The organism is Mycolicibacter minnesotensis, from assembly GCF_010731755.1.
GTDB lineage: Bacteria > Actinomycetota > Actinomycetes > Mycobacteriales > Mycobacteriaceae > Mycobacterium > Mycobacterium minnesotense.
Map to the genome: position 1 here is coordinate 3,536,684 of NZ_AP022589.1, position 26,293 is coordinate 3,562,976.

General features: G+C 68.6%; 22 protein-coding genes. 8 read left to right on the forward strand and 14 right to left on the reverse strand.

Annotated elements, in window-relative coordinates:
• Nucleotides 1-358: 358 nt before the first annotated feature.
• The gene (locus tag G6N09_RS16340; RefSeq protein ID WP_083022466.1) at nucleotides 359-1,741 is read right to left on the reverse strand and encodes an HNH endonuclease signature motif containing protein; all 1,383 of its coding nucleotides are present in this window, start codon (nucleotides 1,739-1,741) and stop codon (nucleotides 359-361) included.
• 119 nt (nucleotides 1,742-1,860) lie between these two features.
• Nucleotides 1,861-3,297, reverse strand: coding sequence for a type I glutamate--ammonia ligase (gene glnA / locus G6N09_RS16345; protein ID WP_083022467.1), 1,437 nt, complete (start codon nucleotides 3,295-3,297; stop codon nucleotides 1,861-1,863).
• A gap of 124 nt (nucleotides 3,298-3,421) precedes the next feature.
• Between glnA and G6N09_RS16350 the strand changes: the two genes are divergently transcribed.
• Nucleotides 3,422-3,892: an RDD family protein gene (locus G6N09_RS16350; protein ID WP_083022468.1), complete on the forward strand. Its 471-nt coding sequence runs from the start codon at nucleotides 3,422-3,424 to the stop codon at nucleotides 3,890-3,892.
• Nucleotides 3,893-3,929: 37 nt separating this feature from the next.
• Here the strand turns inward: G6N09_RS16350 and G6N09_RS16355 are convergent, their stop codons facing one another.
• From G6N09_RS16355 to sucB, 5 genes are read right to left on the reverse strand one after another with little or no spacing between them, the layout of a single operon-like run.
• Nucleotides 3,930-4,682: a DUF4191 domain-containing protein gene (locus tag G6N09_RS16355; protein WP_083022469.1), complete on the reverse strand. Its 753-nt coding sequence runs from the start codon at nucleotides 4,680-4,682 to the stop codon at nucleotides 3,930-3,932.
• Between the two features lie 43 nt (nucleotides 4,683-4,725).
• Nucleotides 4,726-5,682 (reverse strand): lipoyl synthase, encoded by a 957-nt coding sequence (locus G6N09_RS16360; protein WP_083022470.1) that lies wholly within the window; start codon nucleotides 5,680-5,682, stop codon nucleotides 4,726-4,728.
• A complete protein-coding gene (gene lipB, locus G6N09_RS16365; RefSeq protein WP_083022471.1) occupies nucleotides 5,679-6,374 on the reverse strand; it encodes a lipoyl(octanoyl) transferase LipB in 696 nt (231 codons plus the stop codon). The genes G6N09_RS16360 and lipB overlap by 4 nt, the downstream gene beginning before the upstream one ends.
• Nucleotides 6,375-6,401: 27 nt before the next feature.
• Nucleotides 6,402-7,310, reverse strand: a complete 909-nt coding sequence (locus G6N09_RS16370; RefSeq protein ID WP_083022472.1) for a TIGR01777 family oxidoreductase — start codon at nucleotides 7,308-7,310, stop codon at nucleotides 6,402-6,404.
• Between the two features lie 41 nt (nucleotides 7,311-7,351).
• A complete protein-coding gene (sucB, locus tag G6N09_RS16375) occupies nucleotides 7,352-9,094 on the reverse strand; it encodes a 2-oxoglutarate dehydrogenase, E2 component, dihydrolipoamide succinyltransferase (protein WP_083022473.1) in 1,743 nt (580 codons plus the stop codon).
• A 231-nt stretch (nucleotides 9,095-9,325) separates the two neighbouring features.
• Between sucB and G6N09_RS16380 the strand changes: the two genes are divergently transcribed.
• Nucleotides 9,326-10,219, forward strand: a complete 894-nt coding sequence (locus G6N09_RS16380; protein WP_083022474.1) for a hypothetical protein — start codon at nucleotides 9,326-9,328, stop codon at nucleotides 10,217-10,219.
• Nucleotides 10,220-10,233: 14 nt separating this feature from the next.
• Here the strand turns inward: G6N09_RS16380 and G6N09_RS16385 are convergent, their stop codons facing one another.
• Both G6N09_RS16385 and G6N09_RS16390 read right to left on the reverse strand, forming a co-directional pair.
• Complete coding sequence (locus tag G6N09_RS16385) at nucleotides 10,234-11,781, reverse strand: leucyl aminopeptidase (protein ID WP_083022475.1); 1,548 nt, start codon at nucleotides 11,779-11,781, stop codon at nucleotides 10,234-10,236.
• An 11-nt stretch (nucleotides 11,782-11,792) separates the two neighbouring features.
• Entirely contained in the window at nucleotides 11,793-12,881 is a 1,089-nt protein-coding gene (locus G6N09_RS16390; RefSeq protein WP_083022476.1) for an adenylate/guanylate cyclase domain-containing protein, read from the reverse strand.
• Nucleotides 12,882-12,913: 32 nt separating this feature from the next.
• Between G6N09_RS16390 and gcvT the strand changes: the two genes are divergently transcribed.
• Together gcvT and G6N09_RS16400 are read left to right on the forward strand one after the other, a co-directional pair.
• Nucleotides 12,914-14,008: a glycine cleavage system aminomethyltransferase GcvT gene (gene gcvT, locus G6N09_RS16395; protein ID WP_083022477.1), complete on the forward strand. Its 1,095-nt coding sequence runs from the start codon at nucleotides 12,914-12,916 to the stop codon at nucleotides 14,006-14,008.
• Between the two features lie 23 nt (nucleotides 14,009-14,031).
• Nucleotides 14,032-15,138, forward strand: coding sequence for a branched-chain amino acid aminotransferase (locus G6N09_RS16400; protein ID WP_083022478.1), 1,107 nt, complete (start codon nucleotides 14,032-14,034; stop codon nucleotides 15,136-15,138).
• Nucleotides 15,139-15,160: 22 nt separating this feature from the next.
• Here G6N09_RS16400 and G6N09_RS16405 read toward each other — a convergent pair whose 3' ends face one another.
• From G6N09_RS16405 to G6N09_RS16420, 4 genes are all read right to left on the reverse strand, one after another.
• The gene (locus G6N09_RS16405; RefSeq protein ID WP_163752832.1) at nucleotides 15,161-17,278 is read right to left on the reverse strand and encodes a PE family protein; all 2,118 of its coding nucleotides are present in this window, start codon (nucleotides 17,276-17,278) and stop codon (nucleotides 15,161-15,163) included.
• Nucleotides 17,279-17,730: 452 nt separating this feature from the next.
• Complete coding sequence (locus tag G6N09_RS16410; RefSeq protein WP_083028005.1) at nucleotides 17,731-18,462, reverse strand: adenosylcobinamide-GDP ribazoletransferase; 732 nt, start codon at nucleotides 18,460-18,462, stop codon at nucleotides 17,731-17,733.
• Nucleotides 18,459-19,514 (reverse strand): nicotinate-nucleotide--dimethylbenzimidazole phosphoribosyltransferase, encoded by a 1,056-nt coding sequence (cobT, locus tag G6N09_RS16415; RefSeq protein WP_083028006.1) that lies wholly within the window; start codon nucleotides 19,512-19,514, stop codon nucleotides 18,459-18,461. The genes G6N09_RS16410 and cobT overlap by 4 nt, the downstream gene beginning before the upstream one ends.
• Before the next feature lie 23 nt (nucleotides 19,515-19,537).
• The gene (locus G6N09_RS16420; RefSeq protein ID WP_083028007.1) at nucleotides 19,538-20,215 is read right to left on the reverse strand and encodes a DUF3043 domain-containing protein; all 678 of its coding nucleotides are present in this window, start codon (nucleotides 20,213-20,215) and stop codon (nucleotides 19,538-19,540) included.
• A 69-nt stretch (nucleotides 20,216-20,284) separates the two neighbouring features.
• Between G6N09_RS16420 and G6N09_RS16425 the strand changes: the two genes are divergently transcribed.
• The 3 genes from G6N09_RS16425 to G6N09_RS16435 all read left to right on the forward strand — a co-directional run bounded on the left by G6N09_RS16425 (nucleotide 20,285) and on the right by G6N09_RS16435 (nucleotide 22,986).
• Nucleotides 20,285-21,424: a glycerate kinase family protein gene (locus G6N09_RS16425; RefSeq protein ID WP_083028008.1), complete on the forward strand. Its 1,140-nt coding sequence runs from the start codon at nucleotides 20,285-20,287 to the stop codon at nucleotides 21,422-21,424.
• Between the two features lie 96 nt (nucleotides 21,425-21,520).
• The gene (locus tag G6N09_RS16430) at nucleotides 21,521-21,877 is read left to right on the forward strand and encodes a HesB/IscA family protein (protein WP_083028009.1); all 357 of its coding nucleotides are present in this window, start codon (nucleotides 21,521-21,523) and stop codon (nucleotides 21,875-21,877) included.
• A gap of 134 nt (nucleotides 21,878-22,011) precedes the next feature.
• A complete protein-coding gene (locus tag G6N09_RS16435) occupies nucleotides 22,012-22,986 on the forward strand; it encodes a carbohydrate kinase family protein (protein ID WP_083028010.1) in 975 nt (324 codons plus the stop codon).
• 69 nt (nucleotides 22,987-23,055) lie between these two features.
• Here G6N09_RS16435 and asnB read toward each other — a convergent pair whose 3' ends face one another.
• Entirely contained in the window at nucleotides 23,056-25,026 is a 1,971-nt protein-coding gene (asnB, locus tag G6N09_RS16440) for an asparagine synthase (glutamine-hydrolyzing) (RefSeq protein WP_083028011.1), read from the reverse strand.
• A gap of 183 nt (nucleotides 25,027-25,209) precedes the next feature.
• Here asnB and ctaC point away from each other — a divergent pair, with 183 nt between their 5' ends.
• A complete protein-coding gene (ctaC, locus tag G6N09_RS16445; protein WP_083028012.1) occupies nucleotides 25,210-26,289 on the forward strand; it encodes an aa3-type cytochrome oxidase subunit II in 1,080 nt (359 codons plus the stop codon).
• Nucleotides 26,290-26,293 lie beyond the last annotated feature (4 nt).

The window sequence follows — 26,293 nt, forward strand, 5'->3', positions numbered from 1 at the left end:
TCGCTGGATTTTGCTGATCTGGCGATAAATTACATCGATTAGTTTTTAAGGTCAATCACATGTTTGACGCTTTGGTAATCGCCGTTACCAGCGGGCTGCATGGGGGCCGCGACGGGAATCCGGTGAACAACTATCGAACCAATCGAGGTGTCGTCTTCGCGCCGGTTGACAGGCTTCTACGTGGCCTTAAGTCGACATCAGATGGTATGTCCCGGATATGTTTTCAGCCTTCATTGCTGCGATACGCGCGGTCTGGATCGTGCTGGCAACCACTGCCTGATTTGTGTGCCCGGAGCCCTTAGGCGCTTACAGCAAATTCAAAGCAAATACGCAGATTTTGGCCTGCAAACGGGGCGCATCAGGCGCCAGTCCCGTCGGGCGGGTCGGTGCCGCCGCGCAGGAGTTCTTCGGGATGGTGGGCGTGGTTGATTCGGGGTGGGCCGGTTCCGTCGGTCCAGCTGAGGCGTCCTGACGTGACGGTGGTGTGTTGGCGGCCTTGGGTGACGTCGGTGTGGTGGGGGCTGCAGGCGAAGTAGAGGTTGTCTGTGTTGGTGCGGCCGCGGGGGCTCCAAGGTTGGGCGTGGTGGACTTCGCAGTGATAGCCGGGGGCGCGGCAGTGGGGGTGCGTGCAGCCGCGATCCCGCGCGTAGCAGATGAGGCGCTGATCGGCGGTCGCCACGCGTTTTTGCCGGCCGAGGAAGAGGGGGCGGGCGGTGTGGTCGTCGAAGACGGCCAGGTAGTGAATTGACTGGGCGGCGAGGGAAATCAGGTCACGCATCGGCAGTCGCGATCCACCCCCGGTCAGCGCCGGCGGTGGCATGGCGATGTTCGGGTCGTTCGCGGCGTGGGCAGCTTGGTTGAGTTCGGTAAGGCTGGTGGTGACCACCACGGTGACGGGATGTCCTCGATGTGTCCCGAGTTTGCCGGAGGCGATCGCGGTGGACAACGCCAGACGCAGCGCGTCGTGACAGCGTTGTGCCGGGGTGCGGGAGTCAGCGGCGGGACCCTTGTCGGTGTCGGGCAGGTGGCGGCCGGGGCGTACTGCTGCGGTGATCGCTTCGAAATACGCGCGGGTACCAGGGTCGAGGAGCCCGGTGAGTTTCGACATGCCGTCCGGGCCTTGGCGGCCCAGAGTCAGGGTCCGTCGCCGGGCCCGGTCGCGGTCGCTGAACAGCCCGTCGGGGTTGAGGTGATCGGCGATGCGTTGTCCGATCTTGGAAAGCACCCCGGCGTCGACTCCGGTGGCATGGGAGACCAGGGCCGCTTCCGCGGCGGCGATCTGAGCCGGCGGCACCGAAGCAGGCAGGACATCGACGGCCTGGCAGATCGCGCGAATGTGGTCGTCCCCAATCGATCCGGCTTCGATCGCGGTGGCCAAGACCGGTAGCTCGGGTGGGATCGTGGCGCCGGTCAGGGACCGTTGGGTCCGGATGCGGGCGGCCAGGCGGCAGCGGCGGGTGATCTCGCGTGGGGTGATCCGCAACCGTGTCCACACCGCAGCCCGGACCGCGGCGATCGAACCGGAACCGTCCGGCGGGTCGGCGAGTTCGCCGAAGATCCGGTACATCAGGCCGCGATTGATGCGCTCCTGGGCTTCCAGCCGATCGGCAATGTCGACCCGAAAGTCATTGCCCACCAGATCCGTCGAGGTCGCCCGTATCAGCGCATGGGCGGCATCAATGGCATCCAGAGCAGCCCAAACCTGCTCCCGTGCCGCAGCGGCGCCGACCGGTGTTGCCATACCCCGAAACTAGAAACCGGCACCGACAACACCACCGAAGCCAGCCCCAACTACCGACTCACCTGTGGATCAACCCACAACTGGGGATAACGACGCCCGGAGCCCCGGGCGGCCAAGCCTCAGCAGTCGTAGTAGAGCGCGAACTCGTAAGGATGGGGGCGCAGGTTGATCGGGGTGATCTCGTTATCCCGCTTGAACCGGATCCAGTTCTCGATGACGTCGGGGGTGAATACCCCGCCTTCGGTGAGGTATTCATGATCGGCCTCGAGGTTGTCCATCACCTCGGACAAGGACGTGGGTGCCTGGGCGATCTGGGCGGCCTCGTCGGGCGGCAGTTCGTAGAGGTCCTTGTCGACGGGAGCCGCGGGTTCGATCTTGTTCTTGATGCCGTCAACACACGCCATCAACAATGCCGAGAACGCCAGGTAGGGGTTGCCGGAGGAATCGGGGCAGCGGAACTCCAGGCGCTTGGCTTTGGGGTTGGTGCCGGTGATGGGGATGCGCACGCAGGCGGAGCGGTTGCGCTGGCTGTAGACCAGGTTGATGGGGGCTTCGTAGCCAGGCACCAGCCGCTTGTAGGAGTTGATGGTGGGGTTGGTGAACGCCAGCAGTGACGGTGCGTGGTGCAGGATGCCACCGATGCAATACCGGGCGATATCGGACAGTCCCGCGTAGCCGGCCTCGTCATAGAACAGCGGCGAGCCCTCCTTCCACAACGACAGGTGCACATGCATGCCCGAGCCGTTGTCACCGAACAGCGGTTTGGGCATGAAGGTGACGGTCTTGCCGTGCTCCCAGGCGGTGTTCTTGATGAGGTACTTGAACAACATCACGTCGTCGGCGGAGTGCAGCAGGGTGTTGAATTTGTAGTTGATTTCGGTTTGGCCGCCGGTGCCGACTTCGTGGTGGCCGCGTTCGACGGTGAAGCCGGCGTTGGTGAGGTTGGTGGACATGACGTCGCGCAGGTCGACGTATTGGTCGTTGGGGGCGACGGGGAAGTAGCCGCCTTTGGGGCGGACTTTGTAGCCGAGGTTGGGGCCGCCGTCGGGCTCAGTGCTGCGCCCGGTGTTCCACCAGCCTGAGGCGGCGTCGACTTTGTGGAAGGTGCCGTTGATTTGGGAGTCGAAGCTGACGGAGTCGAAGATGTAGAACTCGGCTTCGGCGCCGAAGTAGGCGGTGTCGGCGATGCCGGTGCTGGCCAGGTAGTTCTCGGCTTTGCGGGCGATGTTGCGGGGGTCGCGTGAGTAGGGCTCGCGGGTGAAGGGGTCGTGGACGAAGAAGTTGAGGTTCAGCGTCTTGGCCGCCCGGAACGGGTCGATCTGCGCGGTGGCGTAGTCGGGGAGCAGCATCATGTCGGACTCGTGGATGGACTGGAATCCACGGATCGATGAGCCATCGAAAGCCAGTCCATCCTCGAACACGCTCGCGTCCAGGCCCGCCGCCGGAATCGACAGATGCTGCATCTGACCTGGCAAGTCGCAGAACCTGATGTCGACGTACTCGACATTCTCATCGGCGATCAGCTTGAGAACGTCGTCAGCAGTCTTGTCGGTCACAGAGATTCGCTCCTCAGTCGGTCGCCTCGGTCTCGGGCCCTGGGTTGCCGACGCTGACGTTACGCAACGGCGGCCGGACCGGTTGACGCCGGGTCGAGTTGGCCGTCCGCCTATCGTAGGGACCATGAGCCGCACGTTCTCCTCGTGGCTGTCCGGGCCGGAATCGGCCGGACCACGCCTTTCCGACAGCGCACCAGGGCAAAGGCTGGGCCTGCCGGCAAGCGGCCCCGGTTCCCTGGCCCCGATGGGCCGCCGTCTGGCTGCCCTGGCTCTGGACTGGATGGTGGGCTACGGCCTCGCCGGCCTGGGCGTGGCCGCGGGTGTGGTGACCCCGGAATACCTGGCGACCGTGGTGTTGGGTGTCTGGCTGGTACTCGGCGTCGCCGCTGTGCGACTGTTCGGCTTCACTCCAGGCCAGTACGCCTGTGGGCTGCGGGTGGTACCGGTGGACGGCCCCGGCCTGGGCGTCGGGTTGGGCCGCGCTACGGTGCGCGGACTGATGATCGCGCTGGTGGTCCCGGCGTTGTTCGCCGACGCTGACGGCCGTGGCCTGCAGGATCGGGCCACCGCCACCGCTGTGGTGCGCAGTCGCTGAGTCCTAAGGTCGCGGCTCGTCGCTGCGCCGCCGGCGGCTAACGGCGGCGAACCGCGCGCTGCACGCCGCGCACCTTCGCTCCGCCCGGCAACGGACCCTTGGGCATGGCCGCGGTCCCAGTCCGCGACGTCAAGGCGGCCAGCTTCGACTCCAGCGAGTCCATCTGCTTCGTGGTGATGTTTGCGGGCAGCTTGGTCAGGAAGCGCTCCAGCTTGCTCAGCGGAACCTCGCCCTCACCGTTGCCCACCACCACGTCGTAGATCGGCACGTCACCGATCAGTCGGGCGGTGCGCTTCTTCTCCTGGGCAAGCAGCGGCTTGAGCCGGTTGGCGGAACCTTCGGCGACGAAGATGATGCCGGGGCGGCCGATCACTCGATGCACGGCGTCGAGCTGCCCGGTGGCGGACACCCCGGGGGTCACGCGCCATTTGCCGCGGAGGTTGTCCAGGGCCCACGCTGCAGCCCCGGCTTGCCCCTCCGCCTTGCGGTAGACCGATCGCTGCGCCCGCCGCCCGAAGATCACGAACGCCACCAGTGCGCCCAGCACCAGGCCCAGCGGGATCATCGTGGCCTTGGCGAACGTGCCGCCGTTGAGTGCCAACGCCGTGGTCACCCCGGCGACCAGCACGAATGCGCCGGCCATGTACGGCACCAGCCGCGTGTCTTCTTTGCGTTGCAGCTGAAAGGCCTGCCACAGCTGAGCACGGCGTTGCCTGCTGGCGGTCTTGCGGGCGGCTTTCGCTTCCGCCCGGGCAGCCTTGTTTTCGGCGGTGTTACGCAGTCTGGGCATAGCTACCAAGGATACCCAGCCGGACTCACCGGCACCCGGGGCGTCAGCCGTGGACGGGGGTGGGGCACTCGCCGCGCCGCGCCCGATTCTCCAGCGCCTGTTGGTAGAGCCGTCCGGCCCGATACGACGAGCGCACCAACGGCCCGGACATCACCCCGGCGAAACCCAGCTCCTCGGCGTAGCGGGCATGCTCGACGAACTCCTCGGGCTTGACCCATCGATCGATCGGGTGATGCCGCTCGGTGGGGCGCAGGTACTGGGTGATGGTGACCAGCTCGGCTCCCGCGTTGTACAGGTCCACCAGCGCCGCCCGGATCTCTTCGGGGGTCTCGCCCATGCCGAGGATGAGGTTGCTCTTGGCCACCAGTCCGGCATCGCGGGCCTGGGTCAACACGTCGAGGCTGCGTTCGTAGGTGAATCCCGGCCGGATCAGCCGGAAGATGCGCGGCACGGTTTCGACGTTGTGGGCCAACACTTCCGGACGGGAGTCGAAAACCTCGCCCAACAGGTCGGGGCGTCCGCCGAAGTCGGGGATCAACAGCTCCACGCCCGTCGACGGGTTGAGGGCCTTGATGGCACGCACCGTCTCGGCATAGAGCCAGGCGCCCTGATCGGGCAGGTCGTCACGAGCCACCCCGGTCACGGTCGAGTACCGCAGTCCCATCGATTGCACGCTTTCGGCGACCCGGCGCGGCTCGTCGCGGTCCAACTCAGGCGGCTTGCCCGACTTGATCAGGCAGAACGAGCAATTGCGGGTACAGACCTCGCCGCCGATCAGGAAGGTGGCTTCCCGGTCCTCCCAACATTCGTAGATGTTGGGGCAACCCGCCTCTTCGCAGACCGTGTGGAGCTTCTCGCTCTTCACCAAGACCTTGAGCTCGGTGTAGCTCGGCCCCATGCGTGCGCGGGTCTTGATCCACGGCGGTTTGCGTTCGATCGGCGTCTCGGCGTTGCGTGCTTCGGCACGTCGCAATCTACGGCCGTCTCCGAGGGCGCTCACGGGGTCGATGGTACGCGCGGCTCGGAATGCTCGCGCACCGGTAGCACGCCGTCGAGAGCGTCAACGGCGGCTCTGGCGACCGCCTCCCGCACATCGTCGACACCGGTCGCAAAGCCCAATTCCGAGGACAGTGAGGTCACACCCGCATCGGTGATCCCGCACGGGACTATCGAGCCGTACGCACTGAGATCGCAATCACAATTGAGTGAGAATCCGTGCAGCGTGGTCGCGCGGGCCACCCGCACACCGATCGCGGCGATCTTGCGGGCCGGTCGGCCCGCTCCCGGCGGGAGCCACACGCCCGACCTGCCGTCAATCCGAACAGTGTTGAGGCCCAGTGTGTTACACACCTCAATGAGTGATTCCTCAAGGCGTCGAACATAATTCACGACATCGAGTGGTTCGGCCAGTCCGATGACCGGATAGCCCACGAGCTGGCCCGGGCCGTGCCAGGTGATCTTTCCACCGCGGTCGGTGTCGACCACCGGGGTGCCGTCCATAGGACGCTCGTGTGGTTCGGTGCGGCGACCGGCGGTATAGACCGGTGGATGCTCCAGCAGCAGCAGTGTGTCGGGCCCGCCTGCTGACCTGGCCTCGGCCAGCTCACGCTGGAGCTGCCAGGCGGACTCGTAATCGACCGTGCCCAGCTGACGCACATCGATGGGTGCACCGCTGGATCGGATAGACACCATGCTGGCAGGTTACTCGGTGTGCCGGGTCTAGACCGGGGTCGGCCGCGCGGTGGCATAGGCGAGGGCCTCGCCGATGGTGTTGTGCCGGAACTGGAAGCCCGCCCGTTCCAACGCGTCGGGGATCGCACGTTGCCCGCCCAGAAGGCTGTCGGCCAACTCTCCCAGCCCGGCACGCACCGCGAATCCGGGCAGCAGCATCGGGGTGGGGCGGTTGAGGGTGCGGCCCAGCACGGTGGTGAACTCGGCGTTGGTCACCGGTGCAGGCCCGGTCAGGTTGACCGGTCCCGACAAGGTGTCCTGCGAGATCGCGAACATCAGTGCGCGAACCTCGTCCTCCATGCTGATCCAGGACATGTACTGACGGCCATTGCCGATCCGGGCTCCAAGGCCCAACCAGAACAGCGGCCGCAACCGGCCCAGGGCACCGCCCGACGCTGACAGCACGATGCCGGTACGGGCCAGAACGACGCGGGCGCCGGCATCCTGGGCGGACGCGGTGGCGCCTTCCCAATCCTGGGCGAGCTGCGCCAGGAAATCTGTTCCTACGGAGGCGGACTCGTCGACGATACGATCGCGGCTATCGCCGTAGTAGCCCACTCCACTGGCATTGATCAGTACCGGAACGCCGGCGTCGGCCACGGCCGCCGACAGCACCTCGGTCGGGGTGATCCGGCTGTCGCGCAGACTCTGCTTGAACGCCCCCGACCAGCGCCGGTCGCCGATTCCCACGCCACACAGATTGACCACCGCGTCGACACCGGCCAGTGCGCCGACGTCGATCTCACCGGCGTCGGGGTCCCATTGCAGCTCGCCGGTGCCCGTCGGTGCCCGCCGCACGATCCGCAACACCTGGTAGCCGGCGGCGCGCAACGCCGAAACCAGAGCCGAGCCGATCAGGCCGGACGAACCGGCAATCGCAACCACCGGCTGGCTCACCGCTGAATCCTCTTGTCGCACATCCCAAGCCCCCCGGGCCGTCAGAGACCCAGGTCGGCCTCGAACGCACCTTCTTCGAGCCGGTTCTTGATCGTGGTCACAAAACGTCCGGCGTCGGCACCGTCGATCAGACGGTGGTCGTAGGTCAGCGGCAGGTAGCTGACCGAGCGCACCCCGATCGACTCATTGCCGGCCTCGTCGATGATGACCCGCGGTCGCTTCACGATTGCCCCGGTGCCCAGCATGGCGGCCTGCGGCGGAACCAGAATCGGGGTGTCGAAGAGAGCGCCCTGACTGCCGATGTTGGTGATCGTGAAAGTGCCCCCGGACAGCTCGTCCGGCTTGAGGTTGCCCGAACGCGCCCGCGCCGCGATGTCGGCGATGGCCCGCGCAAGACCGCCCAGGGAGAGATCCCCGGCATTGTGAATCACCGGCGACAGCAGACCCTGCTCGGTGTCCACCGCGAAGCCCAAGTGCTCGGCGTCGTAGTAGGTGATCTCCCCGGCGTCCTCGTTGTAGCTGGCATTGACGTTGGGGTGCGCCTTGAGGGCGTCGATCACCGCACGGGCGATGAACGGCAGATAGGTCAGATTGACGCCTTCACGCTCGGCGAACCCAGCCTTCGCCCTGGCCCGCAACGCCACGATCTTGGTCATGTCGACCTCGTGAGTCTGGGTGAGCTGCGCAGTGGCCTGCAGGGACTCGCGGGTCTTCTTGGCGGTGATCTGACGAATCCGGTTGGCCTTGGCGGTGGTGCCGCGCAGGTGGGCCAGCGCCGAGCTGGGGGCCGCAGCCGCCGGGCGCTGGGCTGCCGCCGCCGGGGCAGCGGGCGCCTTCTGCTGATCGGCCTGCTGCGCGGCGAAGGCCAGCACGTCCTGCTTGCGGATCCGCCCGCCGACGCCGGTTCCGGTCACCCGGGCCAGGTCGACGTTGTTGTCCGCGGCGAGCTTGCGCACCAGCGGGGTCACATAGCGGGCGCCGTCGCCGTCGGACGCCGCGGATGCGGCGGGCTGTGCCGGGGCCGGTGCGGGCGCCGGGGCAGCGGCGGGCGCCGGCGCCGGGGTGGGCTCGGGCTGGGCCTGCGGAGCCGGAGCCGGAGCAGCGGGCTTGGGTGCGGGCTCGGCCGCGGGCGGTGCAGGCGCGGGCGCCGACTCGGCGGCCGGGGCGGGGGACCCCGTTCCGATTCGGGCCAGCTCGCCGCCGACCTCGACGGTGGCGTCCTCGCCGGCTGTGATCGAGAGCAAGGTGCCGGCCACCGGCGAGGGAATCTCGGTGTCGACCTTGTCGGTGGAGACCTCCACCAGGGGCTCATCGACCTCGACGGAGTCACCGACCTGCTTGAGCCAGCGTGTCACCGTGCCCTCGGTGACCGACTCACCCAACTCGGGCATCAGCACCGGTGTGCCGTCTCCGGCGGAGGACTCTGCGGCGGCCGCCGGGGCAGCAGCCGGAGCCTCAGCGGCGGGAGCCGGTTCCGCGGGTGCGGCTTCGGCCGGTGCCGCCTCGGGCTCGGCCGCCGGGGGGCTGGCGGACTCGCTGCTCTCGCCGGCCTCGCCGATCAAGGCCAGTTCGCCGCCGACCTCGACGGTGGTGTCCTCGCCGGCGATGATCTTGGTCAGCACGCCGGCCACCGGGGAAGGGATCTCGGTGTCGACCTTGTCGGTGGACACCTCCAACAGCGGCTCGTCGACCTCGACGGTGTCGCCTTCCTGCTTGAGCCAGCGGGTGACCGTTCCTTCGGTGACACTCTCACCGAGGGCGGGCATCTGGACTGAGAAGGCCATCGTTGTTGACTCCTCGCTCGATCGGTCGCTGCACGTCGTCCCCTGGATACCACAGAGTGGCGGGGCGAGGGGGGCGCCCAGGTGGACTGCTGAAAACCATCCTGTCATTGCGGGGTAATGGGCACACATCGAGGTGGCGGTCGGGCCTTCACCGAGGCAGTGGGGTAATGAGCGCCGGCTCGTCCGCAAAAGCACCGTTGCGGCCTGCGCTGCGTCACTAATGTCTCGCGGATGCCCTTTGAGCAGATCGCCGGAGCCTGTGAGATGTGGACCGGTTTCGACATATCCATCGTCGCCCGCAATTACGCCCAACTGGCTGGTTTGCTGGCTGGTTTCGCGTTCGTCGTCATCAATCTGGTGCTCGACCGTGCCTACCGTCGCCGCAGTGAGGGGCCACCGGACCGGCGTGAGGTAGCGCATGAAACCCTCACCGGGATCGCGCTGATGAACGCGTTCCTCGGGTTGTTTCTGACAGCGGTGCAATACAGCCTGTTGGCCGGTGAGCAGGGCTGCGCGGTGACCGGCGGACGAGCGACATCCGCAGAACTGTTGGGCGGCATATCGTTTGTGGCGTCGCTCTACGTCTTGCTGTACGCCATCGTGCAGTTCGTATCCGGAGCCGTGGGCGCACTGATTCGGCACTGCGTGTTCATCGTCGCCGTCCTGGTCCCGCCGATCGCGGTGTTCTTCGTCGAAGCGACGCTGACCGACCTCGCCCTGACACTCGGTGACCCGCAGACTCATCAACCGTTGCAGCCACTGTGGGACGACGCCAACCGGTGGTCGCTGCCCATCACGGTCGCTATCGCGCTGGCCTGCGCCCTCGCGTGGTTCGGCGGGCGCCGTCGACGGCGCAGCGACATCTCGATCGGCCCCCTGGCCGCGCGCATCCGGACGGTGTTCCCGTACTTGAGCACCGCGGTCATCATCGCGGCGATCATGCGGTCCATGTCGGCGTTGCCGAAAACCGATATGGCCTCGCACCTCAGCCCGACAGAAGCCTGGCTTTGGGTGGCCGTCTTCGCTGCACTGATGCTGGTTCAAAGCTCGGCACTGTCGTTTCAGCAGGGCGTGGAGAGCCCGTACCGACCCGCGCCGAACACCGAGGGTGCCGAGAACGCCTGACCTGTGGCCCTGCGCTACCCGTTCGCGGCGATGTCTTCCAGGACCGCGAACATGGTGCGCGTCGGCACCCCGGTACCGCCCTTGCCGGTGTATCCCCAAGCTCCGCCGGAGTTGTAGGCCGGGCCCGCCACGTCGATATGCACCCAGTCCACTCCATCGGCCACGAATTCGCGCAGGTAGACACCGGCTACCAGCATGCCGGCGAAACGCTGTCCGCTGACGTTGGCCAGGTCGGCCACCGTCGACTTCAGGTCTTCCTTGAGCTCGTCGGGCAGCGGCATCGGCCAGCCGTTCTCGCCGACGGCCTGCGAGAGCGACGCCACCCGGTCGCGGAACGCGTCGGAACCCATCACTCCCGGGATGCGGGCACCCAGCGCCACCGTCTGCGCACCCGTCAGTGTCGAGGTCTCGATGAGGTAGTCCGGATCGTCCTCACAGGCGCGAACAATGGCGTCGGCCAGGATCAGCCGGCCCTCGGCGTCGGTGTTGAGCACCTCGACAGTGGTTCCGCCGTACTGGGTCAGGACATCGCCGGGACGCTGCGCAGTCGACGAAGGCATGTTCTCGGCCATCGGCACGGTGGCGGTAACGTCGATCGGCAGGCCCCGGCGGGCGGCCAGCACGACAGTCGCGATCACCGCAGCTGCCCCGCCCATGTCGGAGGTCATGTGGTGCATCGAAGCGGCCGGCTTGATCGAGATACCACCGGTGTCGAAGGTGATGCCCTTGCCCACCAGCGCCACCTTCTTCGCGGTGTTGGGGTCATCGCTCAGGCGCGAGCCGCGATGGATCAGCCGCACCAGACGGGGCGGGCGCGAGGAGCCCTGGCCCACCCCGATCACCCCGCCGTAGCCGGCTTCGGCGAGCGCCTGCTCGTCGAGCACCTCGACATCCAGACCTGCGGCTTCGCCCAGCGCCTTGGCGCGATCGGCGAACTCGGCCGGGAACAGGTGACTCGGCGGGGTGTTGACGAAGTCGCGGGCGGTGGCCACCGCGGCGGCGATGTCGGCGCCGCGGGCGGCCTGTGCCTCGGCGTCGTCCGCCGTGGACAGCACGGTTACCGCCTGCAGGCCCGGTTCCTTGGGGGCGGTCTTTTCGCTGCGGTACGCGGTGAATCGGTAGCCGCCCAGCAGCAGTCCCTCGACTCCGGCGGCGAGCACTCCATCACCGGGCAGCCCACCCAGCGCGCTGATCGCCGTCGCGGTGCCGTTGAGTGCCCGCGCCGCATTCCCGGCGGCCCGGCGCACCGTGTCGGCCGGCCAGGACTCGCGTGGCTTGCCCAGCCCCACGGTGATCACGCTGGCCACGGGCAGCGAGGCCACCACCAGCCGGTTGACCTGCTCGGCGCCGCCTTTGGCCCCCAGCGCACGCAGTCCGGCCTCGATCTCAGCGACCGCGTCGGCCGGCAGCGCCGGCTCGGTCGCGGCAACCGCTGGACCTTCGGACTCGGAGTCGTCGTCAGCGGCGACGACGCCCACGATCAGCACGGCCTCATCGGCATCGCTCGGCAGCGCATCGGCGACGGTGACGGAGGGGGCAGGGTATCCGGGATCGGTGCTCACAAGCACCCACCCTAACGATCGGCGACCGAATGCAGTTCGTACGCTGGGACAGGTTTGTCGAAACCCTTGAGCGTCAACGGTTCCTGAAGGGTGGCCGGCCAGTTGGAGAGCTGATCGCGGACGCAGCTGGAGGCCAGCACCTGTTTGGGCGCGGCCGCGTCCACCAAACGCGCGGCCAGGTTGACCGGGGTGCCGAAGTAGTCGCCATTGATGGCGATCATCTCGCCGTAGGCCACGCCGGCGCGTACCCGCAGGCCGGTTTCGCGGGCTTTGGGGTGGTTGACCAGATCCACCGCCGCTTTGGCCAGCAGCTCGCCGGTCGCGCTCACCCACATCACCGCGTCGCCGATGAACTTGACCACCCGACCTCCGTCGCAGTGCACCACGTCGGCGACAGTGCCGGCAAAGTCGGTCAGCAGCGTGGCCAGCTCCGCCGACGTCAGGACTTGGGTCAGTGCGGTGAATCCGGTCAGGTCGGCGAACCCCACGCCGCACACGATGCTCGCCGACGGCCCCCCGGCCAGTCCCTCGAGGAACGTTCGGTGACTGACCTGGTGTTGACGATGGACGGCGTCGATCATCGCGCCGATGCGAGGGATGTACTGCGCAACCATGCGCCAGGCCCGGGCGGTGGTGAGTTCGTCGCCGGTATGGCCCAGCCACATGTCGGGCTGGGTGAGCCGGATCATCGACGACTCGGCTTCGGCCAGCCGCGCCATGGTGGCGCCCAGGACCCGCAGGAATCCGTCGACCGGTTCCCCCAGATAGGACCGCATCTGCAGCCAGGTGGCCAGCCCGTCCACGTCGGCCTGGCTCAGCGCGGGCGTGTCGTGGCTGGGAACACTGAGCCCGAGCATCCGCCAGGCCTGGGCGACCTCGCCGACCGGCACGCCCAAGGCGTCTGCGGCGCTGTGCAACGTGTAGTCCGGCGGTCCGGACTGGCCCACCGTGTCACCGGCCAGGCCGAACAGCCGGCCCCGGCGCTCGGCGTCGATCATCTGCTCGGCGGTGAAACCGAGGCTGTCGAGGTATTCGACCAGGCCCGCGCGGCCCCTCGCGTCAGCGATACCGCCGGCTTCGAGCGCATCCCAATCCACCATTTAGACAAGTGTGCCGATTAGGGTGGCTCGTCGTGAGCGAACTGCAACACGGACCCTTGGAAGACCGCCACCGCGCCCTGGGCGCCAGCTTCGCCGAGTTCGGCGGCTGGCTCATGCCGGTGTCCTATGCCGGCACCGTCGCCGAGCACAATGCCACCCGCGACACGGTGGGGCTGTTCGATGTCAGCCACCTGGGCAAGGCGACCGTTCGCGGTCCGGGCGCGGCGGCCTTCATCAACGCCACGCTCACCAACGACCTGGCCAGGATCGCCCCAGGCCAGGCTCAATACACGTTGTGCTGTAACGAGAGCGGCGGCGTCATCGATGACCTGATCGCCTACTACGTAGCCGACGACGAGATTTTTCTGGTGCCCAATGCCGCCAACACCGCCGACGTGGTGGCCGCCCTGCGCGAGGTCGCGCCGGCCGGGGTGACGATCACCGACGAACATCGGTCACGCGCGGTGCTTGCGGTGCAAGGACCCCGATCGACCGAGGTGCTTGCGGGGCTGGGGCTGCCCACCGAGATGGACTACATGGCGTTCGCCGACGCGGACTACGCCGGGGTGCCGGTTCGGGTCTGCCGCTCCGGCTACACCGGTGAGCACGGCTACGAGCTGCTGCCTGCCTGGGACTCGGCGCCGGTGGTGTTCGACGCGCTGGTGGCAGCGGTCGGGCAGATCGGGGGAGAGTTGGCCGGTCTGGGCGCCCGCGACACGCTGCGCACCGAGATGGGCTACGCGTTGCACGGGCACGAACTGTCCCCGGAGATCTCGCCGCTGCAGGCTCGTTGTGGTTGGGCGATCGGCTGGAAGAAGGACTCGTTCTTCGGCCGTGACGCGCTGCTGGCGGAGAAGGCCGCCGGACCTACCCGTCTGCTGCGCGGGCTGCGGGCCACCGGGCGGGGCGTGTTGCGGGCGGAGTTGGCTGTGCTCGACGGCGACCGCCGCGTCGGGGTCACCACCTCGGGGACGTTCTCGCCGACCCTCAAGGCCGGGATCGCGCTGGCGCTGATCGACACCGATGCCGGGATCGAAGACGGCGCGCGACTCACCGTCGACGTGCGGGGCCGCGCTGTCGAATGCGAAGTGGTGACGCCGCCGTTCGTGACGGCAAAAACCCGCTAGCGCACCGGTTATACAATCGCTGCATGACAAGTAGCGTCCTCGAGTTCCACGTGTCGGTCAACGCGAATCCGACGCCCGCCGAGGTACGTGAATCCATTTTGGCGGAACCGGGTTTCGGTAAGTACCACACCGACCACATGGTGTCGATCGACTACACCGTCGACGCGGGCTGGCACAACGCGCGGGTCATTCCCTATGGGCCTATCGAGTTGGACCCCTCGGCCATCGTCTTGCACTACGCGCAAGAGGTATTCGAAGGGCTCAAGGCCTACCGCTGGACCGACGGGTCGATCGTCTCGTTCCGGCCGGAGGCCAATGCCGCGCGGATGCGCGCCTCGTCGCGGCGGCTGGCCATTCCGGAGCTCCCCGACGACCTGTTCATCGAGTCCCTGCGGCAGCTGATCGCGGTGGACGGATCATGGGTTCCGGCGCCGGGCGGCGAGGAGTCGCTGTACCTGCGTCCGTTCGTCTTCGCCACCGAGCCCGGGTTGGGGGTGCGCCCGGCCAATGAGTACCGCTGCCTGGTGATGGGCTCCCCGGCCGGGGCCTACTTCAAGGGCGGCATCAAGCCGGTCAGCGTGTGGCTGTCCACGGAGTATGTCCGGGCATGCCCCGGTGGGACCGGCGCCGCCAAGTTCGGCGGCAATTACGCCGCTTCGCTGGTCGCCCAGGCGCAGGCCGCCGAGAACGGCTGCGACCAAGTGGTGTGGCTGGATGCCGCCGAACGGCGCTACGTCGAAGAGATGGGCGGGATGAACCTGTTCTTCGTTTTCGGCACCGGGGGATCGGCGCGCCTGGTCACTCCGGAGCTGTCCGGCTCACTGCTGCCCGGTATCACTCGGGATTCATTGCTGCAGTTGGCCACCGACGCCGGGTTCGCCGTCGAAGAACGCAAGCTCGATGTCACCGAATGGCAGGAGAAGGCCGCCTCCGGTGAGATCACCGAAGTCTTCGCCTGCGGAACGGCCGCCGTCATCACCCCGGTGTCGGTGGTCAAGTCCGCCGAAGGCGAGTTCACCATCGCTGACGGTCAGCCCGGGGAGGTCACGATGGCGCTGCGGGACACCCTGACCGGAATCCAGCGCGGCACCTTCGCCGACACGCACGGCTGGATGGCCCGACTGGACTGAGCCGAAGCTCAGCCCCGCGCGCTCAACCAGGCGTGCCTGGAGTGCCCGGCGATCCGTCGGCGCCGCCCGGGCCACCGGGACCGCCACTGGCGCCGAAGCCGTCGGTGGCGTCGGCCCCGGCTCCTCCCACCCCGCCGACACCACTGGCGCCGGGGTGCGCCACTCCGCCGGCTCCGCCGGTCCCACCCCAACCGCCGGTGGCGGTGCCCGCCGTGGCGGTGGTCGCGTCGCCGCCGGCACCGCCCACGCCTCCCGCACCGCCGGTGACGTCGTTGTAGCCGTCGGCTCCCGCGTCGACAGATCCGTCCGCGGTGCCGCCGGTTCCGCCGACGCCGCCGCCACCGCCGAGTGCCCCCTGACCGAGAACGACCGAGCTTCCTCCGGTGCCGTCACCCCCGGTGCCCCCGGCGCCGCCGACGCCGCCCGTGCCCCCGGCGAAGGCCATGCCCCCCGCCCCGCCGTCTCCGCCGCGTCCGCCGCCGCCGTAGCCGCCGCCGATGCCGCCGACTCCGGTGCCGGTGCCGCCGGTTCCGCCGGCCCCGCCGGTTCCGCCGGTACTGCCGACGCCGACGCCGCGCCCGCCTTCGCCGCCGGTCCCACCGCTACCGCCCACTCCGGTGACCAGCCCGGTGATATCGAGGCCACCGCCTTGTCCGCCGGTCCCGCCGGCGCCGCCCGCGCCGCCGGTGCCGCCGGCACTCCCGACGCCGCCGCCTCCGCCGCCACCTCCACCCCCACCGGAGGTGGTGCTTCCCGGGGAGGGTGCGGCCGCCCCGATGCCGCCCACTCCTCCCACTCCGCCGCCGTCAGCGCCGCCGTGGCCACCGTTGCCGCCGGTACCGGTGCCGACGAGTCCGAATCCCGACCACCCGCCGTGGCCACCTACGGCGCCGGTCGCGCCCCCGCTGCCGTCGCCGCCGGCACCGCCGTCGCCGCCCGCCCCGCCTATCGCGCCGGCGCCGCCACCGCCACCGCCGTTGCCGCGCCCCGCGCTGTGGCCGTCCCCGCTGGCGTTTCCGCCGTCACCGCCTTGACCGCCCGCACCGCCGACCCCGGACAACCTCTCGAAGAGGTTGCTCCCGCTGCTGCCGCCAAACCAGCCCACACCGCCGCTGCCGCCGTTGCCGGAGGTGGTTCCCCCATTGCCGCCGTGGCCGCCGTTTCCACCAGCTCCGCCGCTGCCGCCCACACCCGTGACCGCGGCGCCGCCGTCGCCGCCGAGTCCGCCGTAGCCACCGTCGCCGCCATCACCGACTGTGCCCGCCGAGCCGCCGTTGCCGGCGTTGCCGCCGGCTCCGCCGTTTCCGCCGTCACCGAACAGTGCGAGGGTCCTGCCGCCGTCGCCGCCGTACCAGCCGTCGCCGCCCACCACGCCCGCCGCGCCGTTGCCGCCGTCCCCGCCGTGCCCGCCGGCTCCGCCGTTGCCGAACAGCCAGGCCACCGCGTTGCCACCGTCGCCGCCATAGGCACCGTTCCAGCCGGCGGCCGCGTCTCCGCCGTCTCCGCCCGCGCCGCCATGGCCCATGAACGTGCCACCGCTGCCGCCGTCTCCGCCGTCGCCGGGGTAGTCGCCGGAGCCGAAACCGCCGCCGTGGCCGCCGTCGCCGCCGTTGCCGAAGAGCCCGGCGTTGCCGCCGTTGCCGCCCCAGCCGCCGAATGCGGTGCCGCCGTCGCCGCCGTCACCGAACCACAGTCCGCCCGCTCCGCCCATGGCCTGTTCGTTGGTGCCGCCGTCGATGCCGTCGGCGCCGTTGCCGATGAGCAGCTGACCGTTGCCGAAAGTGGTGTTGATCCAGCCGCTGATCTCCATGCCCGACTGGGTGGCCAGCCAGTCTTGGCCGGCGTCGTGGATCGGGGCATAGATCCAGGTGTCGAACAATTCGGCCGTGGTGGGGGCGGTGGCTGCCGCAGTGTTCGACAGTGTGACCTCGGTCCCGGCTGAGCCGCTGAGAACAGACAGGAACGTAGTCCAGTCGGCTGTGTCCAGGCTTGGGCTGTCGGTGGCACCCAGCCACGACCAGCTCGCCGGATCGAAGAGGTCCGCCGTCCAGTCGAACGGATCGGCCTGGGCGGGCGCGGTAGCCAGGGGGCTCAGACCCCATGCCAGGAGGGCGCCGGCAGCGCTGCCCAGACCTATCATTCGGCGGCGGCGGAGGGTTTCTTGGGCGTGTCGACGAACAGGCATGATCCACTCCCTCACCGAGAATTCCCATCACCGATCAGCGCCGACCCTACGGTCGCTGCACGGCAGGGGATGCAGTAGTCGACTACTGCACTTGTCGGTTAATGCCGCGCCGTGGAGGACGCGGAGGGGAGTGCAGCGGCGCGCCGCCGTCGTCGGGGGCGTGCGGCCATTCGTCGCCCCCGCGTTCGGCGCGGTCGGGATAGTCCACATCGGCAGCGGGGCCGTTGGCCATGGCCTTACGCGACTCGCGACTTCGCTTGCTGTACCTCTGATGACGCGCCATCGACGCCCTCTCCTGCGGACCGGAAAGTTAATGTCGACCCATCTTTACAGACCTATTTCTAAGATAAGAAATGGGGTAGAGAAATCTGTATAGATCCCGAGAATCGGCAAGGGGTCCCGCGCGATCAGAACGCCGCCAGCGACACCGCCGTCAGCGTTGTCGTCCACTCGATAGCCGCGCCCAGCACGTCACCGGTGACCCCACCCAGCCGGCGCACGCAGTGTCTGACCAGCACAAGGCCGCCGATCAGCGCCAGCGTCACAGCAACCGGCCCGTGCCACGGCGCCGACCCGGTCGGCACGGACGCCGCCACCAGGACCAACACCCACGCGGCAGCCACCGGCAGCGGCTGAGTTCCGGCCACCGTGGCACCCAGCATGCTGCCCGCGGCGGCTGGCACCGAACGTCGGCAGGCCAGCACCGCAGCCACCCTGCCCGCGCACACCGCGACCACCAGCTGCCCGCCGTTCAGCAGCGGAAAGGTCGTCGCCTGCAGCCCCATCACCAGCACCACCGCGACCACACCGAACGGGCCCGTCGAACCCTCGCGCATCACCTGGAGCGCCTGCGGGGCCGGCCGGTAACACCCGAGACCGTCGGCGGTGTCGGCAACTCCGTCGATATGCAGGCCGCGGGTCGCCGCCAGCAGGGCCGCCACGGCCAGCAGTCCCGTCACGGGACTGCCCGGGCCGAACGCGAACCCGCCGCCCCACACCACGACCGCGGCCAGCGCGCCGAGACCGGCGCCGACCAGCGGAAGTGCCGTCATCGTTCCGCGTCCCGGTGCCCCGGCGACACCACCGGGCAACCGCAGGGCGGTTCCGAACGCGACCGCAGCGGCCAGCGATCGGATCACCCGCCGGCCTCACCCGTCGGACCCGATACCCCCGCCTCGGCGAAGGTAGCCATGGACGACAACGTCGCCACCGCCGCGCGCAGCACCGGCAGGGCCACGGCCGCGCCGGTGCCCTCGCCCAATCGCATCTGCAGGTCGAGGATCGGCTCCAGCCCCAGTGCGGCGCAGGCCAGCGCGTGCGCCGGCTCCGGCGAGCGGTGACCGGCCTGCCACCAGGCTCGGGCCCCGGGGGCCAACCGGTCGGCCACCAGGGCCGCAGCCGTCGAGGCCAGGCCGTCGAGTAACACCGGGGTGCGCCGCACCGCGGCCTGAGCGCAGAAACCCGCCAGCGCCGCCAGATCGGCGCCTCCGCAGCAACGCAGCAGCGCGAGGGGATCGGTGTGGTGCGGCCGCGACCGGAACAGCGCGTCGCGTACCGCCGCGGTCTTACGCGACCAACCGCCGTCATCGATCCCCGTCCCGGGGCCGACCACGTCGGAGGGCTCGGCGCCGGTCAGCGCCGCGATCACGGTGGCACCGACGGTGGTGTTTCCGATCCCCATATCGCCGGGGATGAGCAAATCTGCCCCGCCGTCGACTTCCTCGTCGGCGATACGCCGGCCTGCCTCGACCGCGGCGATGGTCTCCTCGGCGGTCAGGGCGTCCTCGCGGGTGATATCACCGCTGCCGCGGCGCACCTTGTAGGCGCCCAGCGCGTCCCCGGGCAGTTCCGTGGCGACCGCCATGTCCACCACCCGCACCCCGGCCCCGGCAACGGCGGCCAGGGCGTTGATGGCGGCTCCGCCTCGGTCGATATTGGCGACCATCTGCGCGGTGACCTCCGCCGGATAGGCCGACACCCGTCCCCGCGTCACGCCGTGATCGCCGGCGAACACCACGACGCGGACGCGCTCGAACGGCCTTGGCGGGCAGTGGCCTTGGCACGACGCGGCCCACACGGAGAGGCTCTCCAACCGGCCCAGCGAACCCACCGGTTTGGTCAGAAGGTCCTGCCGGGCGCGGGCGGCGGCCGCGACGGCTGGATCGGGCGGGCGGACCGGAGGGAAATCCATCGCTGGCGGCGAAGAATGCGAACTCAGCCGAGCTGCTCGCCGCGCCGCACCTGCGGGCGCGGTGCCCGCATGCGGCGCAGCGTCGACGCCCGGCTGGCGGCATAAAGCCCCAACTTCCACCGGCTCTCGACATTCTCGGGGAATTTGGCGTCGACCATCCGGCTCACCTTGCGGGCCACCAGCACACCGTCGACCGCCATCGAGACCATCAGCAGCATCATCGCCGGGGAGATGTAGTACTGGATCTGCGGGGCCGCCATCATGATGAACATCAGGCCCAGCGCCACCGGCATGAACAGGCCCAGCAGGTTATGGCGGGCATCGACGATGTCGCGGACATAGCGGCGCACCGGGCCACGGTCGCGCTCCAGCAATGCCGACTCGTCGCCGGCGAGCATCCGTTCGCGCCGGTCGGACATCCGCTCTCGACGCTCCGCCTTGGCGGTTCGACGCTCCTCTTTGGACAGCTTCGGGCCGGCCAGCGACTTGCGGCGGGCCCGGGCCTCCGCGGAGGTCATCGGAGCCGGTGCCACCGGGCCACGCCGCTTGGCCGCGGCGTTGCGTTTGGGGGTGGGGCGCCCTTTGGGGGCAGTGCCGAGGGCACGAGCGGACTCCGCGGACCCGGCGCCGTCGACAACGACGGCGGAGGCCACGGACTCAGTGGACTGAGTCTCGTCTTTTCTGCGCCCGGGCAACTTCACGCCCGCCAGATTACTTGCCCCGTCCGCCCGGCCTGCGTTGCCGTCTACGCGGCTCGATACCCTGCAGGTATGGCCTACAACCCGGGTGCTGGCGGTTTCGCTGGCCCAGGGGCGCGGGCGCTTCGGGTCCTGATCGCGCCCGACTGCTTCGGTGAGAGTCTGACCGCGGTACAGGCCGCCGCCGCGATATCGACGGGCTGGCATCGCAGCCGGCCCCACGACCGGCTCAAGATCGCCCCGCAGTCCGACGGCGGCCCGGGTTTCGTCGCGGTGCTGGCCGCTGAGCTGGGCACCGTCGTCCGCTCACGGGTCAGCGGGCCGTTGGCGGATGCGGTGGACGCCGAATGGGTGTGGGACGACACCAGCAAGACGGCCTATCTGGAATGTGCGCAGGCGTGCGGTCTGGGACTGCTCGGCGAAGCACCGTCGCCGCAGACAGCGTTGTCGGCCCACAGCAGGGGAGTGGGTCAGCTGGTCGTCGCGGCGTTGGAGGCCGGAGCGCAGCGGATCGTCGTGGGACTCGGGGGCAGTTCCTGTACCGACGGGGGCCGCGGCATGGTCGATGTACTCGGCGGCCTGGCCACCGGCCAGCGGCGGCTCGCGGGTATCGAACTGGTCGCGGCCTGCGACGTCGAACACCCGCTGCTGGGTCCCTGGGGCGCAGCCCGCGTATTCGGGCCACAGAAGGGCGCTGACGCGGCCACCGTGGCCGTGCTCGAGAGCCGCCTGGCCGCCTGGGCCAACGAGCTCGACGCCGCCGCGGGTTGGGACGCCAGTGCCGCCTCAGGTGCCGGCGCGGCCGGCGGGATCGCGGCGGCGGTGCTGGCCTTGGGTGGCGCCATCGAGTCCGGTGCGCAGATTGTGGCGCGCCACACCGGTTTGCAGGAAGCGCTGGCCGACACCGACGTCCTGGTGACCGGCGAGGGCCGATTCGATCAGCAGTCGCTGCACGGAAAGGTGATCGGGTCCCTCGCCGCGGCGGCCCGGGGCCGTGACATTCCGCTGTTGGTGTTCGCCGGGCAGATCGACCTGGATGAACCGGCACTGCGAGCTGCCGGGGTGCTGGCCGCCCGGGCGATCGCCGACTATGCGGGCTCGGTGCGGCTGGCTCTGATCGATGCCGCCAACCAGCTGATCGGCCTGAGCAGCGTCACGGCGTCCCAGATCAGTGGTCGCCCCGCGCAGACGCCCGATTCGCCACGTCAGTAGGGAACACCCAGGTGCAGGGTATCGTTGTTGCGGTGGGCCAAGAAGCCGCGCAACGTGGCGGGCTCACCCCATAATCAACCGCAATAGGGAGACGCAATGACTGTTCAGGATCAGTCGACCACCGAGTCTCACGGCGTGGTCTTGACCGACGAAGCCGCGGCCAAGGTGAAGACGCTGCTGGAACAAGAGGGCCGTGACGACCTGACCCTGCGGATCTCGGTCCAGCCGGGTGGCTGCGCGGGCCTGCGCTACAACCTGTTCTTCGACGACCGCAGCCTCGACGGTGACGTGGTCGCGGAGTTCAACGGCGTGACGCTCACCGTCGACCGCATGAGCGCCCCGTATCTGCAGGGCGCCGAGATCGGCTACGCCGACCAGATCGACAAGCAGGGCTTCACCATCGAGAACCCCAACGCCGGCGGCTCCTGCTCGTGCGGCGACTCGTTCAACTGAGCGCCTAGCCGCGATCGCCAACGCGGCGCAACCCGGGCGCTACCTGCTGCCCGGCGGCGAGCCGGCCGCGCCGGGCCGCTACCGTGGATACCCACATCCAGGCCCATGGTGACGAAAAGTAGGGGGATAGTTCTGTGACGATTGCGGTGACCGGTTCGATCGCGACCGACCATCTGATGCGCTTTCCGGGTCGGTTCTCCGAACAGCTGCTGGCCGATCACCTGCAGAAGGTTTCGCTGAGCTTCCTTGTCGATGACTTGGTGGTGCACCGCGGCGGGGTGGCGGGCAACATCGCCTTCGCCATCGGTGTGCTCGGTGGCGACACCGCGCTGGTCGGCGCCGCCGGTGCCGACTTCGCCGACTACCGGCAGTGGCTGGTGTCCCACGGTGTCAACTGTGATCACGTCCTGACCTCGACGACCGCGCACACGGCCCGCTTCGTGTGCACCACGGACCAGGACATGGCGCAGATCGCGTCGTTCTACCCGGGAGCTATGTCGGAAGCCCGCAACATCTCGCTGGCCAAACTCGTCGAGGCCGCCGGCAAGCCGGAGCTGGTGATCGTCGGCGCCAACGACCCCGAGGCGATGTTCTTGCACACCGAGGAGTGCCGCAAGCTCGGTCTCGCGTTCGCCGCCGACCCATCGCAGCAATTGGCCCGGTTGACCGGTGATGAGATCCGCAAGCTCATCGACGGTGCCACCTACCTGTTCACCAATGACTACGAGTGGGACCTGCTGCTGTCCAAGACCGGATGGACCGAAGACGAGGTCATGAAGCAGGTCGGGCTGCGGGTGACCACCCTGGGCGGCGACGGCGTGGACATCGTTTCCCCCGACGGCTCCCGGATTCACGTCGGCGTGGTCCCGGAGAAGTCGCAGACCGACCCGACCGGGGTCGGCGACGCATTCCGCGCCGGATTCCTCACCGGACGCAGCGCCGGCCTGAGCCTGGAGCGCTCGGCCCAGCTCGGTTCGCTGGTGGCCGTGCTGGTGCTGGAGTCCACCGGAACCCAGGAGTGGGCGTGGGACCGCGACGCCGCGGTGAGCCGCCTGGCCGACGCCTACGGTGAGGCCGCCGCGGACGAGATCGGCGCCGCACTCAACTAATCGACGTTGACTCTGCGGCTACGGTGCGAAAGTGCGAGTAGGCCGCGCCGTAGGCGCAGAGTGAACGGCTCATAGCCGCACGGGGTAGTCCGGCTCCCGGATGGCGGGAACCACACTGCGCTCGATGAAGATCGCGTGCCAGAGCATGAAGATCAGCACGGTCCACAGCCGGCGGCTGTGATCAGCGGCGCCGGTACGGTGCTCGTCGAGCATGGAACGCACCGCGGCCACATCGATGAGGTGACCCGCACCGGTGGCGTCCACCATGCCGTAGGCCCACTCCAACAGCTCACCCGCACGCAGCCAGTGCCGCAGCGGCACCGGGAAGCCGAGCTTGGGCCGATGCAACACATGCGCGGGAATGATCGGCTCCAGCGCACGGCGCAGCGCGTACTTGGTCGTGGTGCGGGTGATCTTGGCCGACACCGGAAGGCGCGAGGCCACAGCGAACACCTCGGGGTCCAGGAACGGCACCCGCAGCTCCAGCGAATTGGCCATCGTCATCTTGTCGGCCTTGACCAAGATGTCGCCTCGCAGCCAGGTGAACAGGTCGATGTGCTGCATCCGGGCCACCGGATCCCAGCCGGCCGATTCTGCATACAGCGGCGCGGTGACATCGGTGTGAGTCCAGTCGGGGGAGAAGCCGGGCAGTACCGCGCGCAGTTGTTCGTCGGAGAAGCTGCGCGCGTTGCCGTAGTAGCGCTCTTGCAACGTCAGCGATCCGCGGTGCAGCAGGCTCTTGCCGCGCATTCCCTCGGGCAACGGCCGCGAGGCCTTGCCGAGCGATCGGCGCACCGGAGTGGGCAGGTAGTCGAACGGGCGCAGCGACAGCGGCTCGCGGTAGATCGTGTAGCCGCCGAACAACTCGTCGGCGCCTTCGCCTGAGAGCACCACCTTGACGTGCTTGCGGGCCTCTGCGGCGATGAAGTACAGCGGCACCAGAGCCGGGTCGGCGACCGGGTCGTCGAGGTACCACACGATCTCGGGGAGTGCAGCGACGAATTCGGCCGGGCTCACCACTTTGACCACGTGCCGGGCCCCGATGGCCTCGGCGGACGCAGCGGCGACGTCCACCTCGGAGAAACCCTCACGCTCGAACCCGGTGGTAAAGGTGATCAGCTTGGGGTTGTGGCGCATCGCCAGCGCGGCGATCGCGGTGGAGTCGATGCCGCCGGACAGAAACGCCCCGACCGTGACGTCGGCCCGCATGTGCTTGGCGACCGAATCCTCGAGCACCGCGGTGATCTCGTCATAGCGAGCCTGCTCGCTGTCGCGGGTGATCGGAGTGGCATCGAAGCGTGGCCGGAAATAACGGGTGGTCTCCGGCGCAGCGCCGGGACGAATCCGGGCGTAACAGCCCGATTCCAGCCGCCGTATGCCCCGGTGCAGCGTCTCCGGCTCGGGCACATATTGCAGCACCGTGTAGTGCTGCAGCGCGCGGGTGTCGATGCCTGAAGCGCCAGCGTCGAAACCCACGACCTCAGCGAGGTCCAGCAGGCACTTCTTCTCGCTGCCGACCACCGTGCCACCGGGACCGGTGGCCATGAACAGCGGTTTGATCCCGAACGGGTCGCGGGCGCAGAACAGCTCCTCGGCCACGGTGTCCCAGACGGCGAAGGCGAACATGCCGCGCAGTCGCTTCAGCACGTCAACGCCCCAGTAGTGATATCCCGCGACGATCGCCTCGCCATCGCCGTCCGTCGCGAACAGCGCACCGTGCTCTGCGGCAAGTTGCGCCCGCAGCTCCAGGTAGTTGTAGATCTCGCCGTTGAAGACCAGTTCGTAGCGCTCGGGGGCCTCCGGCGGGCCCCACCGCATCGGCTGGTGGGAGTGGGCGATGTCGATGAAGGACAGTCGGTTGAACCCGAACACCACGCGATCGCCGGCCCAGATGCCACCTGGCTCGTCGGGTCCGCGGTGGCGCATCAGGTGGGTCGCACGCGAAACCGCGCCGGCGACTGTCTCGATATCCGCGGCCGACCGCGGACCAGCGGTGTCGGTGCCGGCCGGGGCACACACGAAAGCCAGCAGTCCACACATCGGGTCCCAGTATGCCGCACCGGTATCGGCTCGTGCCTGCGCAGGGCCGGTGCGTACGGGCTAGTCCGATGTTGTGGTCAACACACCGGGGCCGCCAACCGGCAGGTACGTCGAACCTTGATGATGCGGGTGGTCTACGCTGCGTAGTATTCGACTGCTCCGCCGGGTCAGTCGGCCCGTTCTGTGACTCGAGGAGGCACCAACGTGACACGTCGCGGGCAGGGCGTTGCACATCGCCGTCTGCTTCGACCGCTGACCGCGGTCAGCGTGCTCGGACTGCTGGCGGTGACGCTCAGCGGTTGCAGCGTCGACTGGACCGACATCGTCGGTTTCGGCTGGCCCAAGGGCATCACGCCCGAGGCTGAGGCCAACTACCAGCTGTGGATCGGCATGGTCATCGCTTCGGTGGTGATCGGCGGGCTCGTGTGGGGAATGATCTTCTGGTCGATGATCTTCCACCGCAAGAAGGCGACCGACACCGAACTGCCGCGCCAGTTCGGCTACAACATGCCGCTGGAACTGGGACTCACCGTCCTGCCGTTCCTGGCCGTCGCGGTCATCTTCTACTTCACCGTCGTGGTCCAGGAGAAGATGCTGCACCAGGAGCCCGACCCCGAGGTGGTCGTCGACGTCACCGCGTTCCAGTGGAACTGGAAGTTCGGCTACCAGAAGATCGACTTCCATGACCACACGCTCAGCTATGACGGCGTGGACCAGGTCCGCAAGGATGCGATGACCTCCAAGCCCGAGGGCGTGGATGCCCACGGCGAAGAGCTCGTCGGGCCGGTCCAGGGCCTCAACACCGAGGACCGCACCTACCTGAACTTCGACAAGATCGAGACGGTGGGCACCACCGACGAGATCCCGGTGCTGGTCCTGCCCAGCGGTAAGCGCATCGAGTTCGTGCTCAACTCGGCCGACGTGATCCACGCTTTCTGGGTTCCCGAGTTCCTGTTCAAACGCGACGTCATCGCCTGGCCCGAGCGCAACAACCAGGTGAACACCTTCCAGGTCACCGAGATCGCCAAGGAGGGCGCGTTCGTCGGTCACTGCGCTGAGATGTGCGGCACCTACCACGCGATGATGAACTTCGAGGTCCGGGTGGTTTCGCCCAATGACTTCAAGGCCTACATGGATCAGCGCATCGCCGGCAAGACCAACGCCGAGGCGCTCGAGGCGATCAAGCAGGAACCGTTGGCCACCACGACGTTCCCGTTCGAGAGCCGCCGTGGCCTGCTAGCCCCCCAAGCCAGCAACAAGTAGGGAC

What these genes read in the sequence shown, in the direction of transcription:
- G6N09_RS16340 (WP_083022466.1), bottom strand. Translation starts at nt 1,741, where the DNA reads ATGGCAACACCGGTCGGCGCCGCTGCGGCACGGGAGCAGGTTTGGGCT.
- G6N09_RS16350 (WP_083022468.1), top strand. Translation starts at nt 3,422, where the DNA reads ATGAGCCGCACGTTCTCCTCGTGGCTGTCCGGGCCGGAATCGGCCGGA.
- G6N09_RS16355 (WP_083022469.1), bottom strand. Translation starts at nt 4,682, where the DNA reads ATGCCCAGACTGCGTAACACCGCCGAAAACAAGGCTGCCCGGGCGGAA.
- lipB (WP_083022471.1), bottom strand. Translation starts at nt 6,374, where the DNA reads ATGGTGTCTATCCGATCCAGCGGTGCACCCATCGATGTGCGTCAGCTG.
- sucB (WP_083022473.1), bottom strand. Translation starts at nt 9,094, where the DNA reads ATGGCCTTCTCAGTCCAGATGCCCGCCCTCGGTGAGAGTGTCACCGAA.
- G6N09_RS16380 (WP_083022474.1), top strand. Translation starts at nt 9,326, where the DNA reads ATGCCCTTTGAGCAGATCGCCGGAGCCTGTGAGATGTGGACCGGTTTC.
- G6N09_RS16390 (WP_083022476.1), bottom strand. Translation starts at nt 12,881, where the DNA reads ATGGTGGATTGGGATGCGCTCGAAGCCGGCGGTATCGCTGACGCGAGG.
- G6N09_RS16400 (WP_083022478.1), top strand. Translation starts at nt 14,032, where the DNA reads ATGACAAGTAGCGTCCTCGAGTTCCACGTGTCGGTCAACGCGAATCCG.
- G6N09_RS16405 (WP_163752832.1), bottom strand. Translation starts at nt 17,278, where the DNA reads ATGATAGGTCTGGGCAGCGCTGCCGGCGCCCTCCTGGCATGGGGTCTG.
- cobT (WP_083028006.1), bottom strand. Translation starts at nt 19,514, where the DNA reads ATGGATTTCCCTCCGGTCCGCCCGCCCGATCCAGCCGTCGCGGCCGCC.
- G6N09_RS16425 (WP_083028008.1), top strand. Translation starts at nt 20,285, where the DNA reads ATGGCCTACAACCCGGGTGCTGGCGGTTTCGCTGGCCCAGGGGCGCGG.
- G6N09_RS16430 (WP_083028009.1), top strand. Translation starts at nt 21,521, where the DNA reads ATGACTGTTCAGGATCAGTCGACCACCGAGTCTCACGGCGTGGTCTTG.
- asnB (WP_083028011.1), bottom strand. Translation starts at nt 25,026, where the DNA reads ATGTGTGGACTGCTGGCTTTCGTGTGTGCCCCGGCCGGCACCGACACC.